Here is a 21587-nt window from a genome sequence, read left to right as displayed (position 1 = left end):
GTCGGCTGCCGATCGGGTGGCGGTGCCGCGGAAATGCAGAGGGTGCAGTGACGAAGCCGGCCATTCTCCTGAGTTAGCCACGGGCGGGCGGGCGGGCTCCTGGCCGGCCGGCGACCTGCCCGGACGTCGGCTGGCTGGCTGGTCGGTGACGGCGCGACTTGGCCCGGGAGGTGCTCTTCGGTGCCTCGGGTGCATAACTCCTGGGATTTTTCGAGACCGCGCCGGACATCCGCGGAATTCCGGGGGTGCCCGATAAGTGATTGAGCAATGTGCAGGAGTCATGCACGACGGGGTGGGGTGGGCTGGAAGGGGGCGGCAAGGGAGAGGGGACAGTGAGGGCGCGAGGCGCAAATCCCTCGGTCAGGCCGGGAGCGGTGATGGGCCGCGGCGGCCGGTCCGCACACCCTGCCGCCAGACCGCCCAGGTCAGCGGCACGCCGGGGCGGTAGGCGAGATGAGCGACGGATGGCGCGTCAAGCACCTGCAGGTCGGCCCGCCCGCCCACGCGCAGGGCTCCGACCGCGTCCGTTCCCGTGTCGCGGCCGAGAGCCCGGGCTCCGCCTCGGGTCGCCGCCCACACCGCCTCCTCGATCGTCAGACCCATTTGCAGCACCGCGGTGGCCACGCAGAACGCCATCGACGTCGTGTAGGAGCTGCCCGGATTGCAGTTGGTGGCCAGGGCGATGCTCGCGCCGGCGTCGAGCAGCCGCCGGGCCGGCGGGAACGGCTGCCGGGTGGAGAGGTCGCAGGCCGGCAGCAGGGTGGCCACGGTGGCTGAGGCGGCGAGGGCGTCGAGGTCCGCCGGCTCGAGGTGGTTGCAGTGGTCGACACTCGCCGCGCCGAGCTCCACCGCGAGGCGCACCCCGCCGCTGAATCCCAGCTGGTTGCCGTGCAGGCGCAGGCCGAGGCCGGCGGCACGGCCGGCCAGTAGCACCTCCCGGCTCTCCGCCACATCGAACGCCCCGACCTCGCAGAACACGTCGACGAACTGTGCGTGCGGAGCCACCACGGCGAGCATCGGTCCGGTGACCAGGTCCAGGTAGTCGCGCCGGTCGATGCCCGGCGGCACGATATGCGCGCCGAGGAATGTGACGACATCAGCGACGGATGCCGCCACCCGAGCCGACCGCGCCTCGCTCGCCAGGTCGAGGCCGTAGCCGGTCTTGCTCTCGAGGAACGTGGTGCCCTGCGCCTCCGCCTCGCGCCGCAGCCGTGCCGCCGCGGCCGTGAGCTGCGCCTCGGTCGCGGCGCGAGTGGCAGCCACGGTGGTCAGGATTCCTCCCGCCGCGTAGGGCTGACCGCCCATCCGGGCCTCGAATTCCGCGGCCCGGTCGCCCGCGAACACCAGGTGGGTGTGGCTGTCGACCCAGCCGGGCAGAGCGGCCCGGCCGCCGGCATCCGTGCGGACGTCGGCCGCCGGTGCCGCGGACGCCGCGCCGATCCACGCGATGCGGCCGCCCTCGATCACGAGGGCAGCATCGGCGAGGCGCGGGGCGCCGTCCGCCTGCGTGGTCAGTTCCCGGATACCGGTGATCAGCTCGGTCGGTTCGGGGGTCACGGTCGTTCTCCTGACGCGAGCGCGGCGGTGCCGTCGAGCGCGGCGAGGGCGTCGCGCAGCAGGATCTCGGGTCGCAGCGTGCCCGACGCCCGCCCGTCAGGCCCGCCCGCGCCACCCACCAGCACCCCGGAGTCGGCGACGACGCGTCCGCCCACGATCACCCGGCGCACGTCGGCGGCCGTCGCGGTCAGCGGCAGCTGCTCCGGCAGCGACCCGGCTGTGCGGATGCTGTCGCTCGCCACCTCCACGAGGTCGCACAGGTCATCGGGGATGAGGCGCTGCCGGCCGAGTCCGAGCGCGGCATAGCCGTGGTCCGAAGCGGCCACGAGCAGTTCGGCGGGCGTGAACCGGCCGCGCCGGCCCGATACCAGACGCTCGCCGGCCTCCAGGCCGCGCATCTCGAGCAGCGGGTCGATGACGGCGTTCTGGTCCGAGCCGAGGGCTATCCGGGCGCCGGCCCGCTGCAACGCCAGGGCCGGCCCGATCCCGTCGCCGAGGTCGGCTTCCGTGGTCGGGCACATCACAACCGAGGCCCCAGATGTCCCGATCAGCGCCACATCCTCGTCGGTGAGGTGCGTGGCGTGCACGACGCTCAGCCGCGGAGCGAGCGCCCCGATCCCGGCCAGCACCTCGGTTGGGGTCCGGCCGTAGGCGGCCCGGCAGTCCGCGTTCTCCTGAGGCTGCTCCGACAGGTGGATGTGCAGTGGAACGGCATCGGGCAGCCCGGCGAGCGCCTCCCGGATCGCGGTCGGGGACACCGCCCGCACCGAATGGATCGCCGCGCCCAGGGTGACGCGGGTATCCGTGCCGGCCTGGGTGCCTGACTGGGCGTCGGCCTGGCTATCGGCCTGGCGGTCAGCCTGGGAGCCGTCGCCGTCGCCGTCATCTGCCGTCGCAGCACGGCCGAGCGCCTCGCGCAGCGAGTGCCACCGGGCCAGCCAGGCGGCGGCCGATCCGTCGCCGAAGGCGCGCTGCGCGGGGGTGAGTGGCATTCCGATTCCGCCGTCGAGGTAGAGCGTGTCGAGCAGCACCAGCCGGATGCCCACCTCCCGTGCCGCGGCCGCCAACGCCAGTTCCATGGCGTGTTCGGCGGGGTAGCGGGAGCCGCCCGGCCGGTGATGCAGATAGTGGAACTCGCCGACTGCCGTGAAACCGGAGGCCAGCATCTCGGCGAACACGGCCCGTGCCAGCAGGAAGTACCGCTTGGGGTCGAGGCCGGCGGCCACCTGGTACATGGCCTCCCGCCACTGCCAGAAGTCGCCGCCGGCGTCGTGGGTGCGGCCCCGCAACGCCCGGTGGAAGGCGTGCGAGTGCGCGTTCGCCAGCCCCGGCAGCACGGTGCCGAGCCGCACGTCGCCGGGCCGCGGCTCGGAGCGCGGTGTGACGGCCTGAAGGCGCCCGTCCGTGCCCACCTCCAGCCGCACGCCGGGCAGGGCAGCCCCGTCGACCAGCGCCAGCTCGCACCAGTAGGCGGCCACCGGTGGCCCCGACTGTCCAGCCCCAGCCCCAGCCCCGACCCCAGTCCCGACCCCGCGCGCGCTCACAGCAGGCTCCGCAGCAGGGTCTCGAGGGCGTCGATCCCGGCGACGCAGTCGCCCACCTCGGCGAATTCTTCGGGGGAGTGCGAGACGCCGGTGGGATTGCGCACGAAGAGCATGGCGCTCGGTACGCTCGCTGCGAGCACGCCGGCATCGTGCCCGGCACCCGTCGGCAGGGCCGGAACGAGGGCGTCAGCGCCGAGCACCGACCGGAATCGTCCCACGAGCTTGGGGTCGAACGTCACCGTTCCGGTCCAGGACTCCTCGGTGACGGCCACGGAGCATCCGTTCACCTGGGTGGCCTCGCCGACGGCCGCCGCGATTGCGGCGACCAGATCGCGGGTCTCGGCGTCGGTGGGCGCGCGGGCGTCGAGCCAGGCGTGCACGGATGACGCGATCACGTTGGTCCCGCCCGGCACCACCTCCAGGCGGCCGACCGTGGCGCGCGCGCCGGGGTGTCCCCCGGTGGCATCCTGCACGGCGACGATCGCGCGGGCAGCGGCCACGAGCGGGTCGCGGCGGTCTTCCATCGGGGTGGCGCCGGCGTGGTTGCCCTGGCCGGTCACGGTGAGGCGCCAGCGCCCGTGCGCGAGGATCGACGACGCCACCGCCACGGGCCGGCCGAGGTCGACCAGGCCGCGGCCCTGCTCCACGTGCAGCTCGATGAAGAGGCCGACTCGGGCCAGGGCGTCCCGGTCGGCGCCGAGGTGCGCAGGGTCGAGCCCGGCGCGGCGGGCAGCCTGGGCCAGGGTGATCCCGTCGGCGTCGATGAGCGCGCGGGCCCGGTCGGCGTCGATACCGCCGGTCAGTAGCCGGGAGCCCAGGCAGGCGATCCCGAATCGGGAGCCCTCCTCCTCGGCGCAGACGAGCACAGCGCAGGGGCGGGACGGCGTGAACCCGGATGCCCGCAGCCGCGCCACGGCCTCGAACGCACTGACCACGCCGAGGGGGCCGTCGTAGGCGCCGCCGCCGGGAACGGAATCCAGGTGGCTGCCCGTGACCACGGCATCCGGCCCCGGCTCTCCCCACCAGGCCCAGAGGTTGCCGTTACGGTCGGTCTCGACGCTGAGCCCGAGGCGCTCGGCGCGCAGGGCGAACCAGGCCCGCAGCTCGAGGTCGGCACCCTGCCAGAGGTGCCGGGAGTAGCCGCCGCGGCGGGAGTCCCGCCCGGTGTCGGCGATCTCGGCGAGTCCGGCGAGCATCCCGTGGGCGAGCTCGCTCATGCGCACACCCCGCTCACTCCGACTCCCACATCGGCACGCGCAGGCCGCGCTCCCGGGCCACCTCTTCGGCCCGCTGATACCCGGCGTCGACGTGCCGCATCACGCCAGTGCCGGGGTCGTTGGTGAGCACGCGGGCGATCTTCTCGGCGGCCAGGGGGGTGCCGTCGGCCACGATCACCTGGCCGGCGTGGATGCTGCGGCCGATCCCGACGCCGCCGCCGTGGTGGATCGACACCCAGGTGGCACCCGATGCCGTGTTCAGCAGCGCGTTCAGCAGCGGCCAGTCGGCGATCGCATCCGACCCGTCCAGCATGGCCTCGGTCTCCCGGTAGGGCGAGGCCACCGAGCCGGAGTCGAGGTGGTCGCGGCCGATCACGATCGGTGCGCTCAGCTCGCCCGACGCCACCATCTCGTTGAACTTCAGGCCGGCCCGGTGCCGTTCCTGGTAGCCGAGCCAGCAGATCCGGGCCGGCAGACCCTCGAAGTGCACGGTGTCCTGCGCCTTCGTGATCCAGCGGCGCAGGTGCTCGTCCTCGGGGAACAGCTCCACGATGGCCCGGTCGGTGGCCGCGATGTCGGCCGGGTCGCCCGAGAGCGCCACCCAGCGGAACGGGCCTTTGCCCTCGGCGAACAGCGGGCGGATGTAGGCGGGCACGAACCCGGGAAAGTCGAACGCCCGCGCGCAGCCGCCGAGCTCCGCCTCCGCCCGGATCGAGTTGCCGTAGTCGAAGACCTCGGCACCGGCATCCTGGAAGCCCACCATCGCGGTGACCTGCTTCGCCATGGATGCCCGGGCGCGCTCGGTGAATTCCTCGGGCTTCGCGGCCGCGTAGTCATGCCACTCCTCCGCAGTCACGCCCTCTGGCAGGTAGGCCAGCGGGTCGTGCGCGCTGGTCTGGTCGGTGACGATGTCGATCGGCACCCGCCGCTCCAGCAGCTCGGCGAACACGGTCGCCGCGTTGCCGACCACGCCCACCGAGAGGGCGCGCTTCTCGTTCTTCGCCGCGAGCACCCGGGCGACGGCGTCGTCCAGGGTGGGTGCCAGTTCGTCGAGATAGCCATGCTCGACCCGACGCAGCAGCCGGGACTCGTCCACGTCGACGATCAGCACGGCGCCGCCGTTCATGGTCACGGCCAGCGGTTGCGCGCCGCCCATGCCGCCGGCCCCGCCGGTGAGGGTGAGCGTGCCGGCCAGGGTGCCGCCACTGTGTGTGTGAGGCCCGCCCTCACGAGCGGCGATCTTCGCGGCCACGGCGGCAAAGGTCTCATAGGTGCCCTGCAGGATACCCTGAGTGCCGATGTAGATCCACGAACCGGCCGTCATCTGGCCGTACATTGTCAGGCCGAGGGCCTCGAGGCGGCGGAACTCCGGCCAGGTCGCCCAATCGCCGACCAGGTTGGAGTTGGCGATCAGCACCCGCGGCGCCCACTCGTGCGTGCGGAACACGCCGACCGGCTTGCCGGACTGCACCAGCAGCGTTTCGTCCTTTTCCAGCGTGGTGAGTGTACGCACGATGGCGTCGTAGGCTTCCCAGTTGCGGGCGGCCTTGCCCGTGCCGCCGTAGACCACCAGGTTCTCCGGGTGCTCGGCCACGTCAGGGTCGAGATTGTTCATCAGCATCCGCAGCGGGCCCTCGGTCTGCCAGCTTTTCGCGGTCAACTCGGTGCCGCGGGCGGCGCGCACGGGGCGGGATTCGGACATCACTGTCTCCTTGAGGGTTCGGGGGTTCGGGGTCGATCAGTCCATGGGGAGGTTGGGGACGGCGCGGCTGAGACCGGCGGACACGTGCCCGGCAGCCTGGGCCAGCAGCGGGCCGTAGCGACGGATGTCCGCGGGCTCCACCCGGTAGCTCGGGATGACCAGGCTCAGGGCGGCGATTGTTCTGGCTTCCGAACGGATCGGCGCGGCCAGGGCCGTGACATCCGTTTCGACGCCGCGTTCGACGACCACGTAGCCGGTCTCCGGGGTGTGCCCGGTGAGCACCTGCCCGGCCGCGGAGCGTTCGAGCGGCACGGTGCGGCCGACCCAGCTCGAGTGCCGCACCGAGTGGGTGCCCTCAACGATGGCGATGTAGAGCCCGGTGGCGTCGTGGCCCTCGACGCTGAGGTAGACGGACTCGCCGGTCTCGGCGACGAGCCGCTCCATGGCCGGGCGGGAGAGGGTGACCAGCGACTCGCTGCTGAGCGACTGCGCGCCGAGCTGGATGATGCGGCTGCCCGGCAGGTAGGCGCCGTCGTCGGTCTTGTGCACGAAGCCGCGGGTCTCGAGCGTGCGCAGCAGGCGCAGGGCGGTGCTCGGTGCGAGGGCGACGGCGCGTGAGCTCTCCGAGAGCGTGAGCCCGTCGGCGTCGCAGATCACGGCGAGCAGGTCGAGGGCTCGTTCCACGGTGCGGGTGGACGACTCGGCCATGGGTGCTCTCCCGGTTCTCATGCGAATGCTGATGTCATCCAGTAAAACTCAAGTGCCACTGTATGGCAATAGGCGGCTGGGGGACCCGTTCCCATTCACCGGGTCCAGGGCATGACCGCGGACATCGCCCACGTCCTCGCCGACTTCTCCACCTCCCGCGAACCTGTCTACGCCGCGGCGGGGAGTCGGCGACGGATGCTGCTCGGCCGGTGGGGTCAGTGACCCCCGCCGAGGTTGCCGGCGAGACGGGCGTGGATATTGGTGCTGGCATCGTTCATACCCACGATCACAGCGCGTTTGCCGAGACGTTCATATTTGTTCGTGATGGAGTCGAGGGCTGCGACGGTAGAGGCGTCCCAGATGTGGGAGGCGGCCATGTCGATGACGATGCGGTCCGGGTCTTCTGCATACTCGAACTGGGTGGTGAGGTCGTTGCTTGATGCGAAAAAGAGCGCGCCGGTCACGGTGTAGTACGCGGTCGGCACGGTTTCATCGGTTGAGACGGTGCGTTCCACGTCGACGAGGTGGGCGACCCGGCGGGCGAAGGCGACCATTGCCACGAGAACCCCGACGACTACGCCGATGGCGAGGTTGTGGGTGATCACGACCACAGCGACTGTGGCGACCATGACCGTGGTTTCGCTCTTGGGCATCCTCTGAAGTGTGGACGGACGGATGCTGTGCCAGTCGAAGGTCAGCACCGAGACGATGATCATCACGGCCACCAGGGCGGCCATGGGGATGATGGCGACGACATCGCCGAGAGCGATGACCAGGATCAGCAGGAATACGCCGGCAAGGAACGTGGAGATGCGGGTTCGGGCGCCGGAGGCCTTCACGTTGATCATGGTCTGGCCGATCATGGCGCACCCGCCCATGCCGCCGAAGAAGCCGGAGAGCATGTTGGAGACGCCCTGACCCCAAGTCTCGCGGGTCTTGTGGGAGTGGGTGTCGGTGACCTCGTCGACGAGTTTGGCCGTCATCAGGGACTCGAGGATGCCGACCATGGCCATGGCCAGCGCGTAGGGGGCGATGATCGTGAGCGTCTCGAAGTTGAGGGGGACGTTCGGAATGAAGAGTTCGGGGAGGCTCTTGGGCAATTTGCCCTGGTCGCCGACGGTGGGCACGTTGATTGCGATGGTGACGGTTGCGATGGTCAGCACCACGATGGCGACCAACGGGGCGGGGATGGTCTTGGTGAACCGGGGCATGACGACCATGATGATGATTCCGATGGCCACCAGCGGGTACACCATGAACGGTACGCCAAGCAGTTGCGGCAACTGTGCGATGAAGATGAGGATGGCCAGGGCGTTCACGAAGCCGACCATGACGCTGCGGGGGATGAAACGCATGAGCTTGGCCACACCCAGCACGCCCAGGATCACCTGAAGGAGCCCGGCCAGGATGACCGTGGCGATGAAATAATCCATGCCGTACTCGCGTGCTACGGGGGCGATCACCAGGGCGATGGCTCCCGTTGCGGCGGTGATCATCGCGGGGCGGCCGCCGAGGAACGCAATGGATACAGCCATCACGAAGGACGAGAACAACCCAACCCGTGGGTCGACTCCAGCGATGATGGAGAACGAGATCGCCTCCGGGATCAGCGCCATCGCCACGACAAGGCCGGCGAGGACTTCCCGAGTGAGGAGCCGCGGGGTGCGCAGCGCTGTCATCACCGATGGTTCGGCTTTGTAACGGTCGGGTGCGAGGGATTTCTGAACGAGAGCCATGGGGCCTCCAGGGACGAGGGCTCGCGGTGGCGGGCCAGAATGGGGCGAAGGGAAAGGGGTGCGCCCGATGCGCACAACCATGCGCCGGAACGGCGAGGATGGATGGTGGACTGGCATTCATTGTCAGCCGACGATCACAACTCTACCCTAACGTTAGGGTTATGTTTGAGTTGACGCGTGAGAGGTACCGCCATGTCATCGACTGAGTCCACGGCAACGATGCATATCGGCGAGCTGGCCGAACGCACCGGACTGTCACTACGAACCATCCGCCACTACGACGAAATCGGTTTGCTCAGGGCCTCAGGCCGGACCGATGGCGGCTTCCGCCTCTACACGGACGAAGACCAGGCCCGGCTGATCCTGATCCGGCGCATGAAGCCGCTGGGCTTCTCGCTTGAAGAAATGATGTCGCTCCTCAAGACCATCGACACACTGGACGGCGCCATCGAGGGCGCCGACATCGCCGCCGTGAGGTCGGACCTGGAGTCCTTCATTGCACAGGCCGAGGAGCGGCGCCAGGGGCTGCGGGATCAGCTCGCAATGGCCGACGAATTCCTTGCTCTCCTGCGCCAGCAGTGAGCGAGTGCCCTGCGGTGGACTCAGATGGCTGAGGGTTGGGAACAGCTCACTTCTGCGAATTCACGGGACCCTGAGTAGTGTGACCCGCGGTCGCCCTGACGACCGCCGCGAGTCGGAGCCGCCGGTCGAATCAGAGTGTGCGCAACAGGGAAGTCACATCGCGCCTCATCGACATGGGGTACTCGGTCGTGGGCGTGCCTCGGTCATCGCGATCGCATTCTTAGCCCCGGCCGCATCGTCGTTCAGTTCCGGAAACACGGTGAGGAGACCTTGGAGGCCGGCGACATCCTCGGCCAGGATCCAGTATTCTGCGCGGTCGAACTTTCGTCGAGCCCGGTCAGCTACTCCGGCGACCGCCACGCCGTCGCGCGAAGCGCACGCCTCGACCCACCACGGGACAGAGATAAACGAGACGGACCGTGAACCCGGATTATGTGCGTCGGCGATCATGGATGACGTGCCCTGAGTCATTGGGGACGCCCGCTTCGATCCGCACACACTTGCCAACGTAGGGTTGACTCGACGCCGGATCGATGCAACTCAGGCTTGCTGTCCAACATCCAACGAAGTCGCCAGCAAGGGCCCTGTTTTGGGTCGGCGTCAACATGCGTGATTCCGTGATCACTGAAGCCGAACTGTTGGTGCGCGAAAAGCTGAGAGGCGGCATGGCGGGTGGCTGCCTGCGCCATTCATGCGGCCGTGAAGGCCTCCCCGTTCCTCGGGAGCCAGGTGCCACCGTTGACCTGAGGGCGCTCAAAGACGATCGGCCTGCCGCGCGCCGTCGGCCAGTTCGTTGAGTCCGTGACTTGCACGTGCACGTGAGGCTGCGTGCTGTTGCCCGAGTTCCCGCATGATCCGATGTTCTCGCCGGCCATGACCACTGATCCAACTGCGACGCTCACCGATCCTCGCTGGAGATGGGCGATGAGCACAAAAGGCCCGGCCGGCTCCAGTGCGATGACCACGTGATTGCCCGCGATCGCGCGCACGCCCTCTCGAACTCGGCGCGCTTGGGAGAGCGCGTAGGGAATCAACGCCAATTGTGAGCGCCGGGCCTCGTGATCAAGCTCACCGTCGACCGCGGCAACGACTGTGCCCGATGCTGGCGCAAGGATCGGGGCGCCGAATCCGGCAAAGAGCTCGGGGGGCTCCGTCGCTAGCACGGAGCGCCAACCGTGCTTCGCCGAACGGCCTCGTTCGTCGACGGCGATGAAGTCGATTGCGAAGGTCGTGCCGAGCAGATGGGTGCCATGGCTGGGAACACGGTTCGCCGGACTGTTCTCTGCGGTCCACCGGCCCTGGAACGGAAATCGCAGCACGACGGGGGGAGTGCTCAACATGACAGCACCTCCGGCCGCGCATAGTGATGAGGCCCGTTCGAGCGACACGTTCAGTGTAGCGAGAGGCACGAGTCCACCGGGCCCAACTAGATCGGTCTAGGTTGAGGCGTCTCGCCCGCAAGCCGACCCGCGTTCGGACGCGAAGGTCACATGAACCGGTCGGTGCGGTTCCCCCCCCCTGGCATTGAGGCGGGACGTCGCTACCAATCCCGCAGAACAACCTCCACCCGCACAGGCATACCTGCCGGACCGGCACAAATCGGTCCCGCACGAAGCACGCGATCGGTATGCCTAACCGCCCGTCACACCCCTGCCAGAAATTTGGTTTTGCCCTCTGTCGTACGCCTGGACGGTGAGCGCTCACGCGTTTCGCTGAGGCGGACACTGACGTCGACGCGCTTCCGCCATTGCGGGAAAAACCCCGCCGATCGACGATTCGGTCCTGTCGACCGCACCCGCCGGGAACTGAGGCAGATGCGCTCGCTCGGTGGCCAAAAGACCCTTGAATACGCCCGTTCTCAGCGTAACGGCGCCCCAGCAGCATGCCCCGCACCGATTCCGTGGATCGGTCCAGCAACCACTTGTCAATGACGAACAACGTGAACGCGGTGTCTTTGCGGAGGAACCTCCCGGGCCCGCCGGATGTGTCTTGGGCGGCGACCCAGGCTTCCTCGAGGTCGGGCATAATTGTCCGATGACGGCCAGGAAGAGTGCCCGTTGGTGGCCATGAGATCAGCCCGATTCCTTTTCTGGATCCGACCGCTTAAACGGCGGGAGTATCCTCTTGGGCAATGTTTACCGTGTCTCAGTCGCACCAAAGCTCCCAGGAGGAGGCCCTGCATAGAGTTAAAAGTTAGAGGGGGCCATCGTCGGCGACATCGAGCGTTCCGACGCCCGTGGCTTGCTCGATCGGCCAAGGCCTGCGCATCAGAATTTACGTTGTCGCATCGCATCGCATCGCATCGCATCGCATCGCATCGCATCGCATCGCATCGCCTCAAACTCACCACCGTGGCCACGGCAGTTATCGACCGCAGGACCGATTTGGGAAGCCGCGTCGGGGCGAGAGAAGACGCCGACGTCCACTACGGCCTCGCCGCCGGCAAGGCCGTCGAGCGGGCGGCGACCCTCGCCACCGCGCGCGCCCGAAACCCCGAGCGCTGCAGCACCAGCTGCGACCCGAAGATCCTCGCCACCCCCGACGCGGCCTGGATCAACAAACCCGCCGCTCAAGAAAAAGAGCCGAAACTAGCCGCCTAAACTCACGCTGGCCTCATTCACCTTGACAAATTCCGCAGTCACGGCAGGTCAATCACTCAGGTTGTCGCTCACGGTTGGCTGGTGCGTCGCGAGCCTCGAGAAGGCAATTCTGGGGGACTCCTCGGCTGTGTGTCGCAACAGAACGAGAGTTTCGAAGAAATGGAAATCGGCGACGTTATTCGCTGGACAATCTTCACAGCGTTTCGCGATGTGATTACGCACTTGACATCAAGCGCAGAATCCGGATCCATCTGGGTGGTGAGCGCATGACCGCGATCAGTCCTGTGCGAGACCAAATGAATGGTTTCGATCACCGGCCGGCGCTGCCGCACGCTGCCACGGGCGGCCCGGCCCGCGAGGACGTGATGCCACTTCACGACGTTGGCACGCCGCAATTTGAGGACAACACTGATGGTGTCCTTGTCACCTACGCCGTCGCGGGAATCGACGCTGCCTTTGCGATTCTGGTGCGCCGGCATCGACCGCTGATGCGCTGTTGCGCTCTGCGGTTAATCGGCTCGGGTGCGGAAGCCGACGACGTCGTGCAGGAGTCGTGTGTTACCGCATGGCAAAAGCTATCGACATTGCATGACGGTAGGTGTTTGAAGTCTTGGTTGATGCGGGTCGTGCTCGGGCTCTAGTTACTCGGTGATCGCGGGCGAACTCGGGGTTCCAGTATCAACGGTGCGAGGACTACTCGCTCGATCTCGTCATACTCTCGCTCACGAAATGGCGTGTTGGCGCTAACCGCCCGCATCAAGCTGCGCGAACACGCACCCAGAGCGGGGCCCATAACACACGGGGGCGTCACAATGTGGAAAGAGCCTTCACAGTGGCTCCTAGCCACGCCGACTGTGCCTCCGACTGCATTTTTTTCCGGTCTACGGGCATATCTTGCAGAGCGCAACAGTAGAAGTCATGATCGAAGGTTAGGGCCTCGAGTAGGGGCCGAGGAGACAGCTGTCGACGGGGTTGCAAAAGCGTCGCCGTTATCGAACGAAAAGGCCCCGGTTGTGTCGCCCAGGGAAAGACGAGCAAGAGAACCAGGGCTGATCATCGGAGTGGGGGGACTCCGATGCGGAGCGTTACAGGGACGGTTCCTGCTGGCGGATTCGGCTCGCCCGAGAACATCTCACTCCCACCTCGGAGGACTTTTTACGCGGAGCCTGAAAGACCCTTGTTGCCGCGCATCATCACAGCAATGATTGATTCATGGCAGATAAGCAGAACGATGTCGATGAGATCTGGGATGACTGGAAAGACGCGATCACGATGACCGTCAGTGAGCTCAAATTGTGGCTCGACACGGATGAATCCAAGGAAGTCGGACAAAAAAACGATGGCAGCGGAGAGTCCATCGGGCACAAGTCCGGTCGCAGGATCGTGACAATTCTTGAAACGAAGAAAGCCGATCTGACTGCGTCCGATGTCGAACATATGCATAAGGTCGTCAGCTACGTGAAGCGGCACAGGGCACAGGGACCGGATTCCGATGTCGAGCACTCACGATGGCGATACTCGCTGATGAACTGGGGAAATGATCCACTGAAGAAGGCATGACGTAGGAGGTCGGTGCAAAGTTCACCGCGCACGCCGTGTTGGGGGAGCGCCTGTTCTACAAGGGGGCGGGTTCGGCGGGTGCGCCCCATCGTGGGACCAGGAGACATGAGCGACCGGTTCAGCTATTGGGTTTCCCGGCTGGGGGCCTACGACGCACGGCTCTCCAGTCGTGCAACCGGACGCCTCGGTCCCGAACACTTTAGGGGGTTTAGCTAGCGCATCTCTGCCAGCGCGGGGCTGCGAAGGGGGTTCGACCGACTTACGGTCCAGATGACGGCGGCGAAAATGACGGTGGCAACAGCGATAGCAAGAGCGTAGAGCGCGACGATGCTGTAGCCCTGGGCCGGGTTCAAGAAGGGGTAAGGCACCCATCCGTCGGTTGCCCCGCGGACGAGCACGACCATGATCCACACGATCGGGTAAATGAGGGCGATCCATATTTCGTTCCATCGGAGGGGGCTGCGGTCGTTGAAGATCAGCCAATCGAGTGCTGCGGCGAGGGGCAGGACGACGTGCAACACGGTGTTGGCCCAGGCCAGAGAGACGCCTCCTTCGAGCCCGGCGAGCAGCAAGTTGTAAACGAATCCGGTAATCACTATGTAGGTAGTGGCACACCCCCTCGCCAACACCAAACGTGGGGATTGGTGTCTCCCGAGGAAAGAAACGAAGGCGGAGACTGCCAGCACGATGACCACAATGATGTTGCTCTGCATTGTGAAAAAACCGAAAAAGTTGAAGGGGTTGATCGTGGCGCGGGTGGCTGTGTCGAAGAATGTCGACACGATCGCCGCTATGCCGAGGAGCACGATGGCCAGGCGAAGTGACGGAGCAAGGAGTTTCATAGTTCGTCTCTGATCGGTGGTGCGGGTGCTGTGCACATCTGTGTTCTGCATGAATCCTAAGGGGTTACGACTTACATGGCAGATGCCAGTGCGGGGGGAACCGATGCCCCTGAATTTGATTCCACGGCCCGGGGTGCTTGCGCGAAGGATCGATGGGGCCATTAGCTCGCAGGCCTTCCGGTCGCTGGCGCACGAGCCACGACCGCGGCTCCCTGCGGGACCTGGACGGGTCGGCCAGGCATTCGCCCGGACTCGCGCGGCGTGACTATGTCAGTCGCGAAGCAGCGCAGCGAACGCATCCGAGAGCTCACTCCTTTCCCTGCCCAATTCGGGCAGCACTGCCAAGCGCCCGACTGCTATAGCTTCGAAATCACCCTCGTCGACAACTGATCGGGAACTTGACCCGCAATCTCAGGGATGCAACAACCGGAGTATCGAGACTGTCGCTGCGGGGCGTTCCGCTAGAGTTCCACGCCTAGGCGGCATCGACGTCGGTGCCGGCGCGGGGGTCGGTGTCCTGGTCGTGGCGCGGTTGATGGTGGTGGTGAGGGTTGTGTCGCGGGACCGGGGGACGGTGTCCACCATGACGGGTCGCGCTGCATCCCCAGTCGTCCGTGCGGCCACGACAGCACGAGCTGCGTCGTAGTTGGTCATGTAGCGGTTTGGGTCGGCGATTATCTGCACGGCATGCGCGGCCGCGTTGGGCGTGAACGACCCCAGCTTGGCGCGCTCACGAGGCACTCAGCCGAACGGCACACCGCGCTGCACCAGGAACGGCCGCGGGTCGACGGCGGTGCCGTCCGTTCGCACCTCGAAGTGCAGGTGGCAGCCGGTGGAGGCCCCGGTGCTGCCGATGCTCGCGATGACCTGCCCGGCGATGACCGTCTCGCCGACGCTCACGAGGGTCTGGCCCTCGGCGAGATGCGCATAGCCGGTGGCAATACCGTTGCCGTGGTTGATCAGGATCCAGTTGCCGTAGGTCCCGAGGGGTGCTGCCGTGACCACGACCCCCGCGCTCGCCGCATAGACGGCCGCCCCGCACGCCGCGCCGATGTCGGTGCCGCCGTGGACGTCGTTCACCTCAGGCAGCGGTTTATCGTGCCGGGGACCGAAGGCATCCGTCAGGGAGCCGACCGCCGGCGCGGCCCAGCCCGCATCGCTCGGTTGGCCTCCGAGCCGGCCGCCGAAGTCGTCGGTGCCGGCCGCGGGAACCAGGTTGGGCAGCGGTGTCAGAACCAGGGCGACCGGCGTGCTCGCCGAGAGATCGGTCACCTCAGCGGAGGCCGCATCGAGCTCCTGCTGGGCGCCCTCCATGGCGAGGCGGGTGTCGGCGAGCGGGATGGCCTCGATCGCGGCCCGAAGTGCGGCGTCCTGGTCTTGCAGTGCTTCCTCACGCTTCGTGTCGGCGTCGACCTGGGCCTGCACCTCGTCGAGGCTGTTCGTGAGCCGGTCCAGGCTGTCGAGCGTGGCGAGCCGGGCGAGCAAATCATTGCCGTCGCTGCTGCCCGCGAGCAGCACGTCCACGGCTTCGGGCCCCGATCGCTGCAGGGTGGCGCGAACGAGCGTCGCCAGCGCCCGCCGGGATGCCTCGGCCCTGGCGGCGGCGTCGGCGCCGTGGTCGCGCACCAGATCGGCCTGCACGACAGTGGCGTCATAGTCGGCCTTGGCCCCGGCGTAGGCGAGTTTCGCGGCGTCGTAGGCGGCCTGAGTGGCGGCGGCGGCCGTTCGGGCTGCTGCTGCTGCCCGGGCGGCGGATGCCTGAGCCTCGGCCGTGCGGGCGGCGGCGGCCTGCGCTTCTGCTGCTGCAGCTCGATCGGCTGAGGCTGATCCGGCCTCCACGGTCAGCTCTGCCGGTGCCGGTGGCTGTGCAGTAGGCTCGGCGGCCGGTTCAGGCTCCGTGGGCGTGGACGGCTCCTCGCCGAACACTGAGGGAGTGGTGGGTGTGGGTGTGGGTGTGGGTGTGGGTGTGGGTGTTGGTGTCGGGGACGGCTCACCCATCGGCTCCGTCGTGGGGGCTGGAGCCGGTGCCGGTTCGAGCGTGGGGGCAGGGGCGATTGTTGGCTCGGGCTCGGGCTCGGGCTCGGGGACGGGTGTCGGGGCGAGCGTCGGCACCGAGGAAGGAGTCGGTGCATCCATGGGGCAGGGCGCGGCAGCCGAGTCGGCCGGCCCGGAGGGCTGAGCCGGATCCGCGGCCGCCGGGGCATCCGTCGGGAAGAGCCTGGCGCATGCATCAGGGACAGCGGGCACCGCGGCAGCCGGATCCTCCGTCGCAGCAATAGGGGCGTCGTCGGCGAGGGACCGTGCGGGTGTCCCGAAAATCGTGAGGGCCACGATGACGGAGACGGCGAGCTGCGTCGCCAGGTACCGTGGCGGGACCGGGACCGGGGGCAGGGAAAGGCGGAGGCGAGATCGGGGGGAGGGGTTCATGAGTCTCCACAGTCCACTGTTTCAGGGCATCGATTCAGGGCATCGATTCAGGGCATCGACGGGCAATTCCGGGGCGGTTGCAACGGGTTAGCGGGTGACATCATGACATGGGCCCGTGGGGCCGACAAGCGATTGACGCAGCCCGGAGTCCGTGTTGCCCTGCGATGCCTGGCGGGCTTCAGGCCAGCGGCCCGACCACGCCCGCCGCGGCATCCCGCACCGCGCCCGACGCCACGAGGCCCACTATCGCCTCGATCTCGGGGGAGAGGAACCGGTCGTGGCCGGGGCCGTCGGCCACCGTGCGCACGAGGGCCCGCACCGCGCCGGTGGCCGCGCCGGGAGCGAGCGGCGCGCGCAGGTCGAGTGAGCGCGACGCCGTCATCACCTCGATCGCGAGCACCCGGCCGAGGCCGTCGATCGAGTGCCGCAGCTTGCGGGCGGACGCCCAGCCCATCGACACATGGTCCTCCTGCATGGCCGACGACGGGATCGAGTCGACGGATGCCGGCACCGCCAGCCGCTTCAAAACCGACACGATCCCGGCGGCGGTGTACTGGGCGATCATCAGCCCCGAGTCGACGCCGACCTCGTGCGCCAGGAACGGCGGCAGTCCCTTGTTGCGATTCGCGTCGAGGTGGCGGTCGGTGCGCCGCTCGCTCATGCTCGCGACGTCCGCCGCGGCGATCGCGAGGAAGTCGAGCACGTAGCCCACCGGGGCGCCGTGGAAGTTGCCGTTGGACCGCACCCGGCCGTCAAGGGTGACCACGGGATTGTCAACCGCGCTGGCCAGCTCGCGGCCGGCGATCAGGGCGGCGTGGTCCATCGTGTCCCGGGCGGCGCCGTGCACCTGCGGGGCGCAGCGGAGGGAGTAGGCGTCCTGCACCGTGGGGTCGTCGGGACCGGCGTGGCTGGCGAGCAGCGGGGAACCGGCCAGCAGCGCGCGCAGATTGGCCGCGCTCGTGGCCTGGCCGAGCTGGGGGCGGAGGGCCTGCAAGTCGGCGGCGAAGGCGGCATCCGTGCCGAGGAGCGCCTCGACACTCATGGCCGCAGCGATGTCAGCGGTCGTGAGCAGGCGGGACAGGTCGGCGAGGGCGAGCACGAGCATCCCGAGCATGCCGTCGGTGCCGTTGATCAGGGCGAGCCCCTCCTTCTCGGCCAGCACGACCGGGGTGATGCCGGCCGTGGCCAGGGCCAGACCGCCGTCCATCAGGGTGCCGTACGCATCCCGCACCAGACCCTCGCCCATCACCGCGAGCGCGCAGTGCGCGAGCGGTGCGAGGTCGCCCGAGCAGCCGAGCGATCCGTATTCGTGTACGACGGGGGTGATCCCGGCGTTGAGCAGGGCCGCGTAGGTCTCGGCGACCACGAGCCGCACGCCGGTGCGCCCGGTCATCAGAGTCGACAGGCGGAGCAGCATCAGCGCGCGCACGACCTCGCGCTCGACCTCGGGACCGCTGCCCGCGGCGTGCGAGCGCACCAGGCTTGCCTGCAGCTGGGCGCGGCGGTCGCTCTCGATGAACGTCGTCGCAAGAGCCCCGAAGCCGGTAGAAATCCCGTAGTGCGGGTGCACGTCCTGTGCGAGTCCCTCGATGATGCGGCGCGTCGAGGCGACGCCCTCACGCGCCGCCGCGGGCAGCAGGACGGGCGCATCGTGGCGGGCCACCGCGGTGACGTCGGCGAACGAGATCGGGCCGGTACCCACGGTGACAGATGCGCTAGCAAGGTTCATCCTCCGATTTGACACCAACCGGGCCGCCCGCACGACGGGTTTAGGCTTGATACTGTCCGGGATACCGGACATTTATTCGGTGCCGTTCACACACCGTTCACACACACCGTTCACGGGGAGGCAGGCGCATGACCCCGTCGAAGGTTCCGGCGGCGCAAAGCACGCTGCGCATCCTCTCCCACCTGGCCACGCAGCGTGGCCCGGTGCCGGCGTCCCAGATCGCCACGGCCCTCGGGCTGCCCCGCTCGAGCGTTTACGACCTGCTCGCGGTGCTCGCCGACCAGGGCTTCGTGGTGCACCTGCCCGAGGAACAGCGATACGGCCTCGGCCTGGCCGCCTTCGAGCTGAGCTCGGGCTTCTCCCGGCAGCAGCCCCTCTCACGCCTTGGCCGTCCGCTCGTCGCTGCGCTGGTCGACCGGCTCGGTGAGAGCGCCCACCTCGTCGTGCTGCACGGGCGCGACGTGATCTACCTCGTCGAGGAGCGTGCCCCCCGGCGCCCGTCGCTGGTGACGGATGTCGGCGTGCGCCTCCCGAGCCACCTCACCGCGAGCGGGCGTGCGCTCCTCGCCGCGCTGCCGGCAGCCCAGCTGCGGGCGCTGTACCCCAACGCCGCCGCCTTCGTCACGCGCCACGGCCGGGGGCCACGCACCAGGGCGGAGCTGCGCACCCTGCTTGAACAGGTGCGCCGGGACGGGTATGCCCTCGAGGACGGGGAGATCACGGAGGGGATGGCATCCGTCGCCGTGGCCGTGCGCGACCACGCGGGCTGGCCCGCCGCGGGCATCGCCGTCACCTTCCCGCGCGAGCGCATCGCCGAGGAGTACTGGCCGGCGCTCGCCGCGCAGCTCGGCGGCACCGCCGCGCAGCTCTCCCGGCGCATCCGTGGCACGTAGCCCTGCGGCGCATGTGTCGCCTGCCCCGGCTCCCCGCGCGCTGCCTGCCGGGGCACGCGGCCTCCACAACGCTCGCGGCGCATCCTGTGGCAGCGGGCGCACGTTAGGACATGTGCCCGCTTCCCTACCCTGCGCCGCGAGGACGCGGCGCACCGCGGGCCCGCCGCCAGAGGGCCCCGCGGCTACTCGCCGAGCGTCGTGTGCAGGAAGGCAGCCACCTTTTCGCGCATGACGGCGTCGAGGATGCCGATCGAGTGCAGCGTCCCCGGCACCGTCACGAGCTCGTGGGCGACGCCCGAGCGTTCGAGTGCCGCCGCATACCCGGTGGCCTGCGACAGCGGAATGTACTCGTCGGTCGACGAGCCGAGGAATACGGGCGGATCGCTGCGGTCGAGGGTGCTCGCCGGCGACGCGGCCGTGGCATTGGCGCAGCCGCGCAGGGTTTCGCAGCCGACGTAGTCGCGCACAATGTTCTGCAGCCCCGCGGGGGCCCGGCCCGTGACCAGCGCCTTGTGGCTCAGGTCGAGCGGCGCGGAGAGTTCGGCGACCGCGGCGACCCGGGCCCCCGTGGTCAGCGACCCTGAGCCGCGGGTGCCGAGCAGTGCGGCGAGGTTGCCGCCGGCCGAGCCGCCGAACACGCCGATCCGGTCGGGGTCGATGCCGTAGGTCTGCGCATTGACGGGGTCGCGGGCCCACTCCACGGCCAGGGCGACGTCGTCGAGCGCGGCGGGGAACACGGCATCCGGTACCATCCGGTAGTTCACCGAGTAGGCGACGAATCCCTCGGAGGCGAGCCAGGCGCAGACTGCGCGCCAGTCGCTGTTGCCCTTGTCGCCTCGGGCCCAACTGCCGCCGTGGATGGAGATGACGGCCGGACGCAGCGCGGCCGCCGCGCCCTCCGATGACAGCACGACCGGCGGCGCCGCCTCGAGGGTCGTTTCCGCAGTGGAGGTGATCGTCGGCGAGCACACGTCGAGGGTGAGCACGGCGCCGTCGGCCTGGGTGCCGTACTCAACATTTTCGTCGACCGTGATGCCTTCTGGCCGCTCGAACGTTCGGATGCCGACGATCTGGGTCGTGACGAGCTCGCTGCGCTGGTCGCCGGGTTCGTCGGGCGTCACGGAATACAGCGGGGGGCGGAAGCCGCCGAGGAGGGCCGTCGCAGCCATGGCGATGCTCACCGCGCCGGCAATCGTCAGAAAACGGATGCGATGCGAGCCGAATCGGGGATGGCGTGGGCCGGTGTTCACGTGTGCTCCGAGCTGCGGGGTAGTGCATCGAGACTAATTCGTCTCTCGCGCCTCACCGAATCCCGTTCGGGGGGCGGGGTGGGGCATCCTCGCCTGGGTCAGCGCGTCGGCGTCGGGTCGGGGGCGGCGTCGGCCTGGTCGCCCTCGTCGGCCTCCGGCAGGATATGCGGCCGTAGGGCGGTGAGAATGCGGGTGACGTCCATCGCGACCGTCGCCGCGACCCCCAGCGACGTCACCGGATCAGAGTTTCGCCGCTCGTCCAGCTCGGTCATCAGGTCCGTCAGGGCGGCATCCGCCTCGGCGAATGCCGCCTGCTCGTCATCATCCGTGTCCCAGTCCCGCAGCACCGCGGCCACGGCGTGTAAGGTCCGGCCGAGCGCCGGCCGCAACTCGGGGCGCAACTCGAGCTGGACCGGCTGACCCCAGACCGCCGCGGCGAGCACCTCCGTCAAGTCGCGCACATGGAAGGTCACGTCCTCAAGGGCCGACAGCTCGTCGTAGTCCGAGCGAAGATCCCGCTGATGCGCGTGGGCGCGTGGGTTGCCCTTGCGACTGTCATCGGCGTGGCTGACCGCCGCGCGCACCGCACGGCCGACCGCCACGAGCTCCTGACTGCGGGAGGCCCATCCGTCCCGTTCAGGTGGCCAGCTGTCGGCCAGGGCGTCGGCCACCTCCGAGAGCTGGTCGGCCAGGGTGCGGCGAAAGCGGATCAGCTGCCGGCCGACGGCTTCGAAGGCCAACGGCGGAAAGAAGAGGAGGTTCACGGCGAGGCCGATCACGATTCCCAGCGTCATCTGCACCAGATACCCGATGGAATAACCGTCGGCATTCGGCCCGCCGACGATCAGCACGAACAGCGCCGTCACCGGGATGTACTCCCGGCTCGCGCCGAACCAGCCGGTGGCCGAGATCGCGGCGCCGACGCCGACCGCGAGCGAGATGGTGAGAACGTTCGGCTCGCTCAAAACAATGACCGCCCCCGCGAGCAGGATTCCGACGGTGAGGCCGCCCAGGGTCTGCAGGGCGTTCCGCACCGAACTCATTAGCGTCGGGTACATGCTCACTAGCGCGCCCAACGGGGCGTAGTAGGGGTAGTCGTCGGCCACACCAGGCAGCAACGGCGCGATCGACCAGGCGATGGCGACGGCGATGGCGGCCTTGACCGCCTGCACGATTCTCGGGCTGGTCGCGGCCACTCCCAGCCAGGACACCGTCCTCCGTGCGCGATGCACACTCACCT

General features: G+C 68.5%; 17 protein-coding genes. 5 read left to right on the top strand and 12 right to left on the bottom strand.

The window, feature by feature from the left end; all coding sequences use genetic code 11:
* Positions 1 to 360 precede the first annotated feature (360 nt).
* The 6 genes from hutI to E3O22_RS04975 form a co-directional block, all read right to left on the bottom strand.
* Entirely contained in the window at positions 361 to 1557 is a 1197-nt protein-coding gene (gene hutI, locus E3O22_RS05000) for an imidazolonepropionase (protein WP_134394033.1), read from the bottom strand.
* Positions 1554 to 3035, bottom strand: a complete 1482-nt coding sequence (locus tag E3O22_RS04995) for an amidohydrolase family protein (RefSeq protein WP_134394032.1) — start codon at positions 3033 to 3035, stop codon at positions 1554 to 1556. The genes hutI and E3O22_RS04995 overlap by 4 nt, the downstream gene beginning before the upstream one ends.
* A gap of 62 nt (positions 3036 to 3097) precedes the next feature.
* A complete protein-coding gene (locus tag E3O22_RS04990) occupies positions 3098 to 4318 on the bottom strand; it encodes an allantoate amidohydrolase (protein ID WP_206750669.1) in 1221 nt (406 codons plus the stop codon).
* Positions 4319 to 4331: 13 nt separating this feature from the next.
* Positions 4332 to 6020, bottom strand: a complete 1689-nt coding sequence (hutU, locus tag E3O22_RS04985) for a urocanate hydratase (RefSeq protein WP_134394031.1) — start codon at positions 6018 to 6020, stop codon at positions 4332 to 4334.
* A gap of 36 nt (positions 6021 to 6056) precedes the next feature.
* Positions 6057 to 6728 carry an IclR family transcriptional regulator gene (locus E3O22_RS04980; protein ID WP_134394030.1) on the bottom strand — a complete coding sequence of 224 codons (672 nt, stop codon included), beginning with the start codon at positions 6726 to 6728 and terminating at the stop codon, positions 6057 to 6059.
* A 215-nt stretch (positions 6729 to 6943) separates the two neighbouring features.
* Entirely contained in the window at positions 6944 to 8464 is a 1521-nt protein-coding gene (locus E3O22_RS04975; RefSeq protein WP_134394029.1) for a SulP family inorganic anion transporter, read from the bottom strand.
* A gap of 219 nt (positions 8465 to 8683) precedes the next feature.
* On the opposite strand from E3O22_RS04975, the gene E3O22_RS04970 reads away from it, so the two are divergent.
* Complete coding sequence (locus E3O22_RS04970; RefSeq protein WP_241973308.1) at positions 8684 to 9046, top strand: MerR family transcriptional regulator; 363 nt, start codon at positions 8684 to 8686, stop codon at positions 9044 to 9046.
* Positions 9047 to 9735: 689 nt separating this feature from the next.
* On the opposite strand, the gene E3O22_RS04965 is transcribed toward E3O22_RS04970, so the two are convergent.
* Entirely contained in the window at positions 9736 to 10386 is a 651-nt protein-coding gene (locus E3O22_RS04965) for a M23 family metallopeptidase (RefSeq protein WP_134394027.1), read from the bottom strand.
* Between the two features lie 939 nt (positions 10387 to 11325).
* On the opposite strand from E3O22_RS04965, the gene E3O22_RS16690 reads away from it, so the two are divergent.
* The 3 genes from E3O22_RS16690 (at position 11326) to E3O22_RS04950 (ending at position 13206) form a co-directional block, all read left to right on the top strand.
* Entirely contained in the window at positions 11326 to 11646 is a 321-nt protein-coding gene (locus E3O22_RS16690; RefSeq protein ID WP_370448401.1) for a hypothetical protein, read from the top strand.
* 266 nt (positions 11647 to 11912) lie between these two features.
* Positions 11913 to 12287: an RNA polymerase sigma factor gene (locus E3O22_RS04955; protein ID WP_241976520.1), complete on the top strand. Its 375-nt coding sequence runs from the start codon at positions 11913 to 11915 to the stop codon at positions 12285 to 12287.
* Positions 12288 to 12858: 571 nt separating this feature from the next.
* On the top strand, positions 12859 to 13206 hold the full coding sequence (locus tag E3O22_RS04950) for a DUF3140 domain-containing protein (RefSeq protein ID WP_134394026.1): 348 nt from the start codon (positions 12859 to 12861) through the stop codon (positions 13204 to 13206).
* A gap of 212 nt (positions 13207 to 13418) precedes the next feature.
* Here E3O22_RS04950 and E3O22_RS04945 read toward each other — a convergent pair whose 3' ends face one another.
* The 3 genes from E3O22_RS04945 to hutH all read right to left on the bottom strand — a co-directional run bounded on the left by E3O22_RS04945 (position 13419) and on the right by hutH (position 18204).
* Complete coding sequence (locus tag E3O22_RS04945; protein WP_166784561.1) at positions 13419 to 14048, bottom strand: Pr6Pr family membrane protein; 630 nt, start codon at positions 14046 to 14048, stop codon at positions 13419 to 13421.
* Positions 14049 to 14789: 741 nt separating this feature from the next.
* Positions 14790 to 16475, bottom strand: coding sequence for a M23 family metallopeptidase (locus tag E3O22_RS04940; RefSeq protein WP_134394024.1), 1686 nt, complete (start codon positions 16473 to 16475; stop codon positions 14790 to 14792).
* Between the two features lie 178 nt (positions 16476 to 16653).
* A complete protein-coding gene (gene hutH / locus E3O22_RS04935) occupies positions 16654 to 18204 on the bottom strand; it encodes a histidine ammonia-lyase (RefSeq protein WP_241976519.1) in 1551 nt (516 codons plus the stop codon).
* A 128-nt stretch (positions 18205 to 18332) separates the two neighbouring features.
* Here hutH and E3O22_RS04930 point away from each other — a divergent pair, with 128 nt between their 5' ends.
* On the top strand, positions 18333 to 19097 hold the full coding sequence (locus E3O22_RS04930; RefSeq protein ID WP_134394022.1) for an IclR family transcriptional regulator: 765 nt from the start codon (positions 18333 to 18335) through the stop codon (positions 19095 to 19097).
* A 182-nt stretch (positions 19098 to 19279) separates the two neighbouring features.
* On the opposite strand, the gene E3O22_RS04925 is transcribed toward E3O22_RS04930, so the two are convergent.
* The gene (locus tag E3O22_RS04925; RefSeq protein WP_134394021.1) at positions 19280 to 20347 is read right to left on the bottom strand and encodes an alpha/beta hydrolase; all 1068 of its coding nucleotides are present in this window, start codon (positions 20345 to 20347) and stop codon (positions 19280 to 19282) included.
* Between the two features lie 98 nt (positions 20348 to 20445).
* A complete protein-coding gene (locus E3O22_RS04920; protein ID WP_134394020.1) occupies positions 20446 to 21558 on the bottom strand; it encodes an aromatic acid exporter family protein in 1113 nt (370 codons plus the stop codon).
* Between the last annotated feature and the right edge of the window lie 29 nt (positions 21559 to 21587).

The organism is Cryobacterium sp. TMT2-18-2, assembly GCF_004402245.1.
Classification (GTDB): Bacteria; Actinomycetota; Actinomycetes; order Actinomycetales; family Microbacteriaceae; genus Cryobacterium; species Cryobacterium sandaracinum.
The sequence above is the reverse complement of the archived record's forward strand: the minus strand, read 5'-3'. Positions and strand labels throughout refer to the sequence as shown.

Coding starts and splice junctions, on each gene's coding strand:
- E3O22_RS04990 (WP_206750669.1), bottom strand. CDS start 4,318: ATGAGCGAGCTCGCCCACGGGATGCTCGCCGGACTCGCCGAGATCGCC.
- hutU (WP_134394031.1), bottom strand. CDS start 6,020: ATGTCCGAATCCCGCCCCGTGCGCGCCGCCCGCGGCACCGAGTTGACC.
- E3O22_RS04980 (WP_134394030.1), bottom strand. CDS start 6,728: ATGGCCGAGTCGTCCACCCGCACCGTGGAACGAGCCCTCGACCTGCTC.
- E3O22_RS04975 (WP_134394029.1), bottom strand. CDS start 8,464: ATGGCTCTCGTTCAGAAATCCCTCGCACCCGACCGTTACAAAGCCGAA.
- E3O22_RS04970 (WP_241973308.1), top strand. CDS start 8,684: ATGCATATCGGCGAGCTGGCCGAACGCACCGGACTGTCACTACGAACC.
- E3O22_RS04965 (WP_134394027.1), bottom strand. CDS start 10,386: ATGTTGAGCACTCCCCCCGTCGTGCTGCGATTTCCGTTCCAGGGCCGG.
- E3O22_RS04955 (WP_241976520.1), top strand. CDS start 11,913: ATGACCGCGATCAGTCCTGTGCGAGACCAAATGAATGGTTTCGATCAC.
- E3O22_RS04950 (WP_134394026.1), top strand. CDS start 12,859: ATGGCAGATAAGCAGAACGATGTCGATGAGATCTGGGATGACTGGAAA.
- E3O22_RS04945 (WP_166784561.1), bottom strand. CDS start 14,048: ATGAAACTCCTTGCTCCGTCACTTCGCCTGGCCATCGTGCTCCTCGGC.
- E3O22_RS04940 (WP_134394024.1), bottom strand. CDS start 16,475: ATGAACCCCTCCCCCCGATCTCGCCTCCGCCTTTCCCTGCCCCCGGTC.
- hutH (WP_241976519.1), bottom strand. CDS start 18,204: ATGAACCTTGCTAGCGCATCTGTCACCGTGGGTACCGGCCCGATCTCG.
- E3O22_RS04930 (WP_134394022.1), top strand. CDS start 18,333: ATGACCCCGTCGAAGGTTCCGGCGGCGCAAAGCACGCTGCGCATCCTC.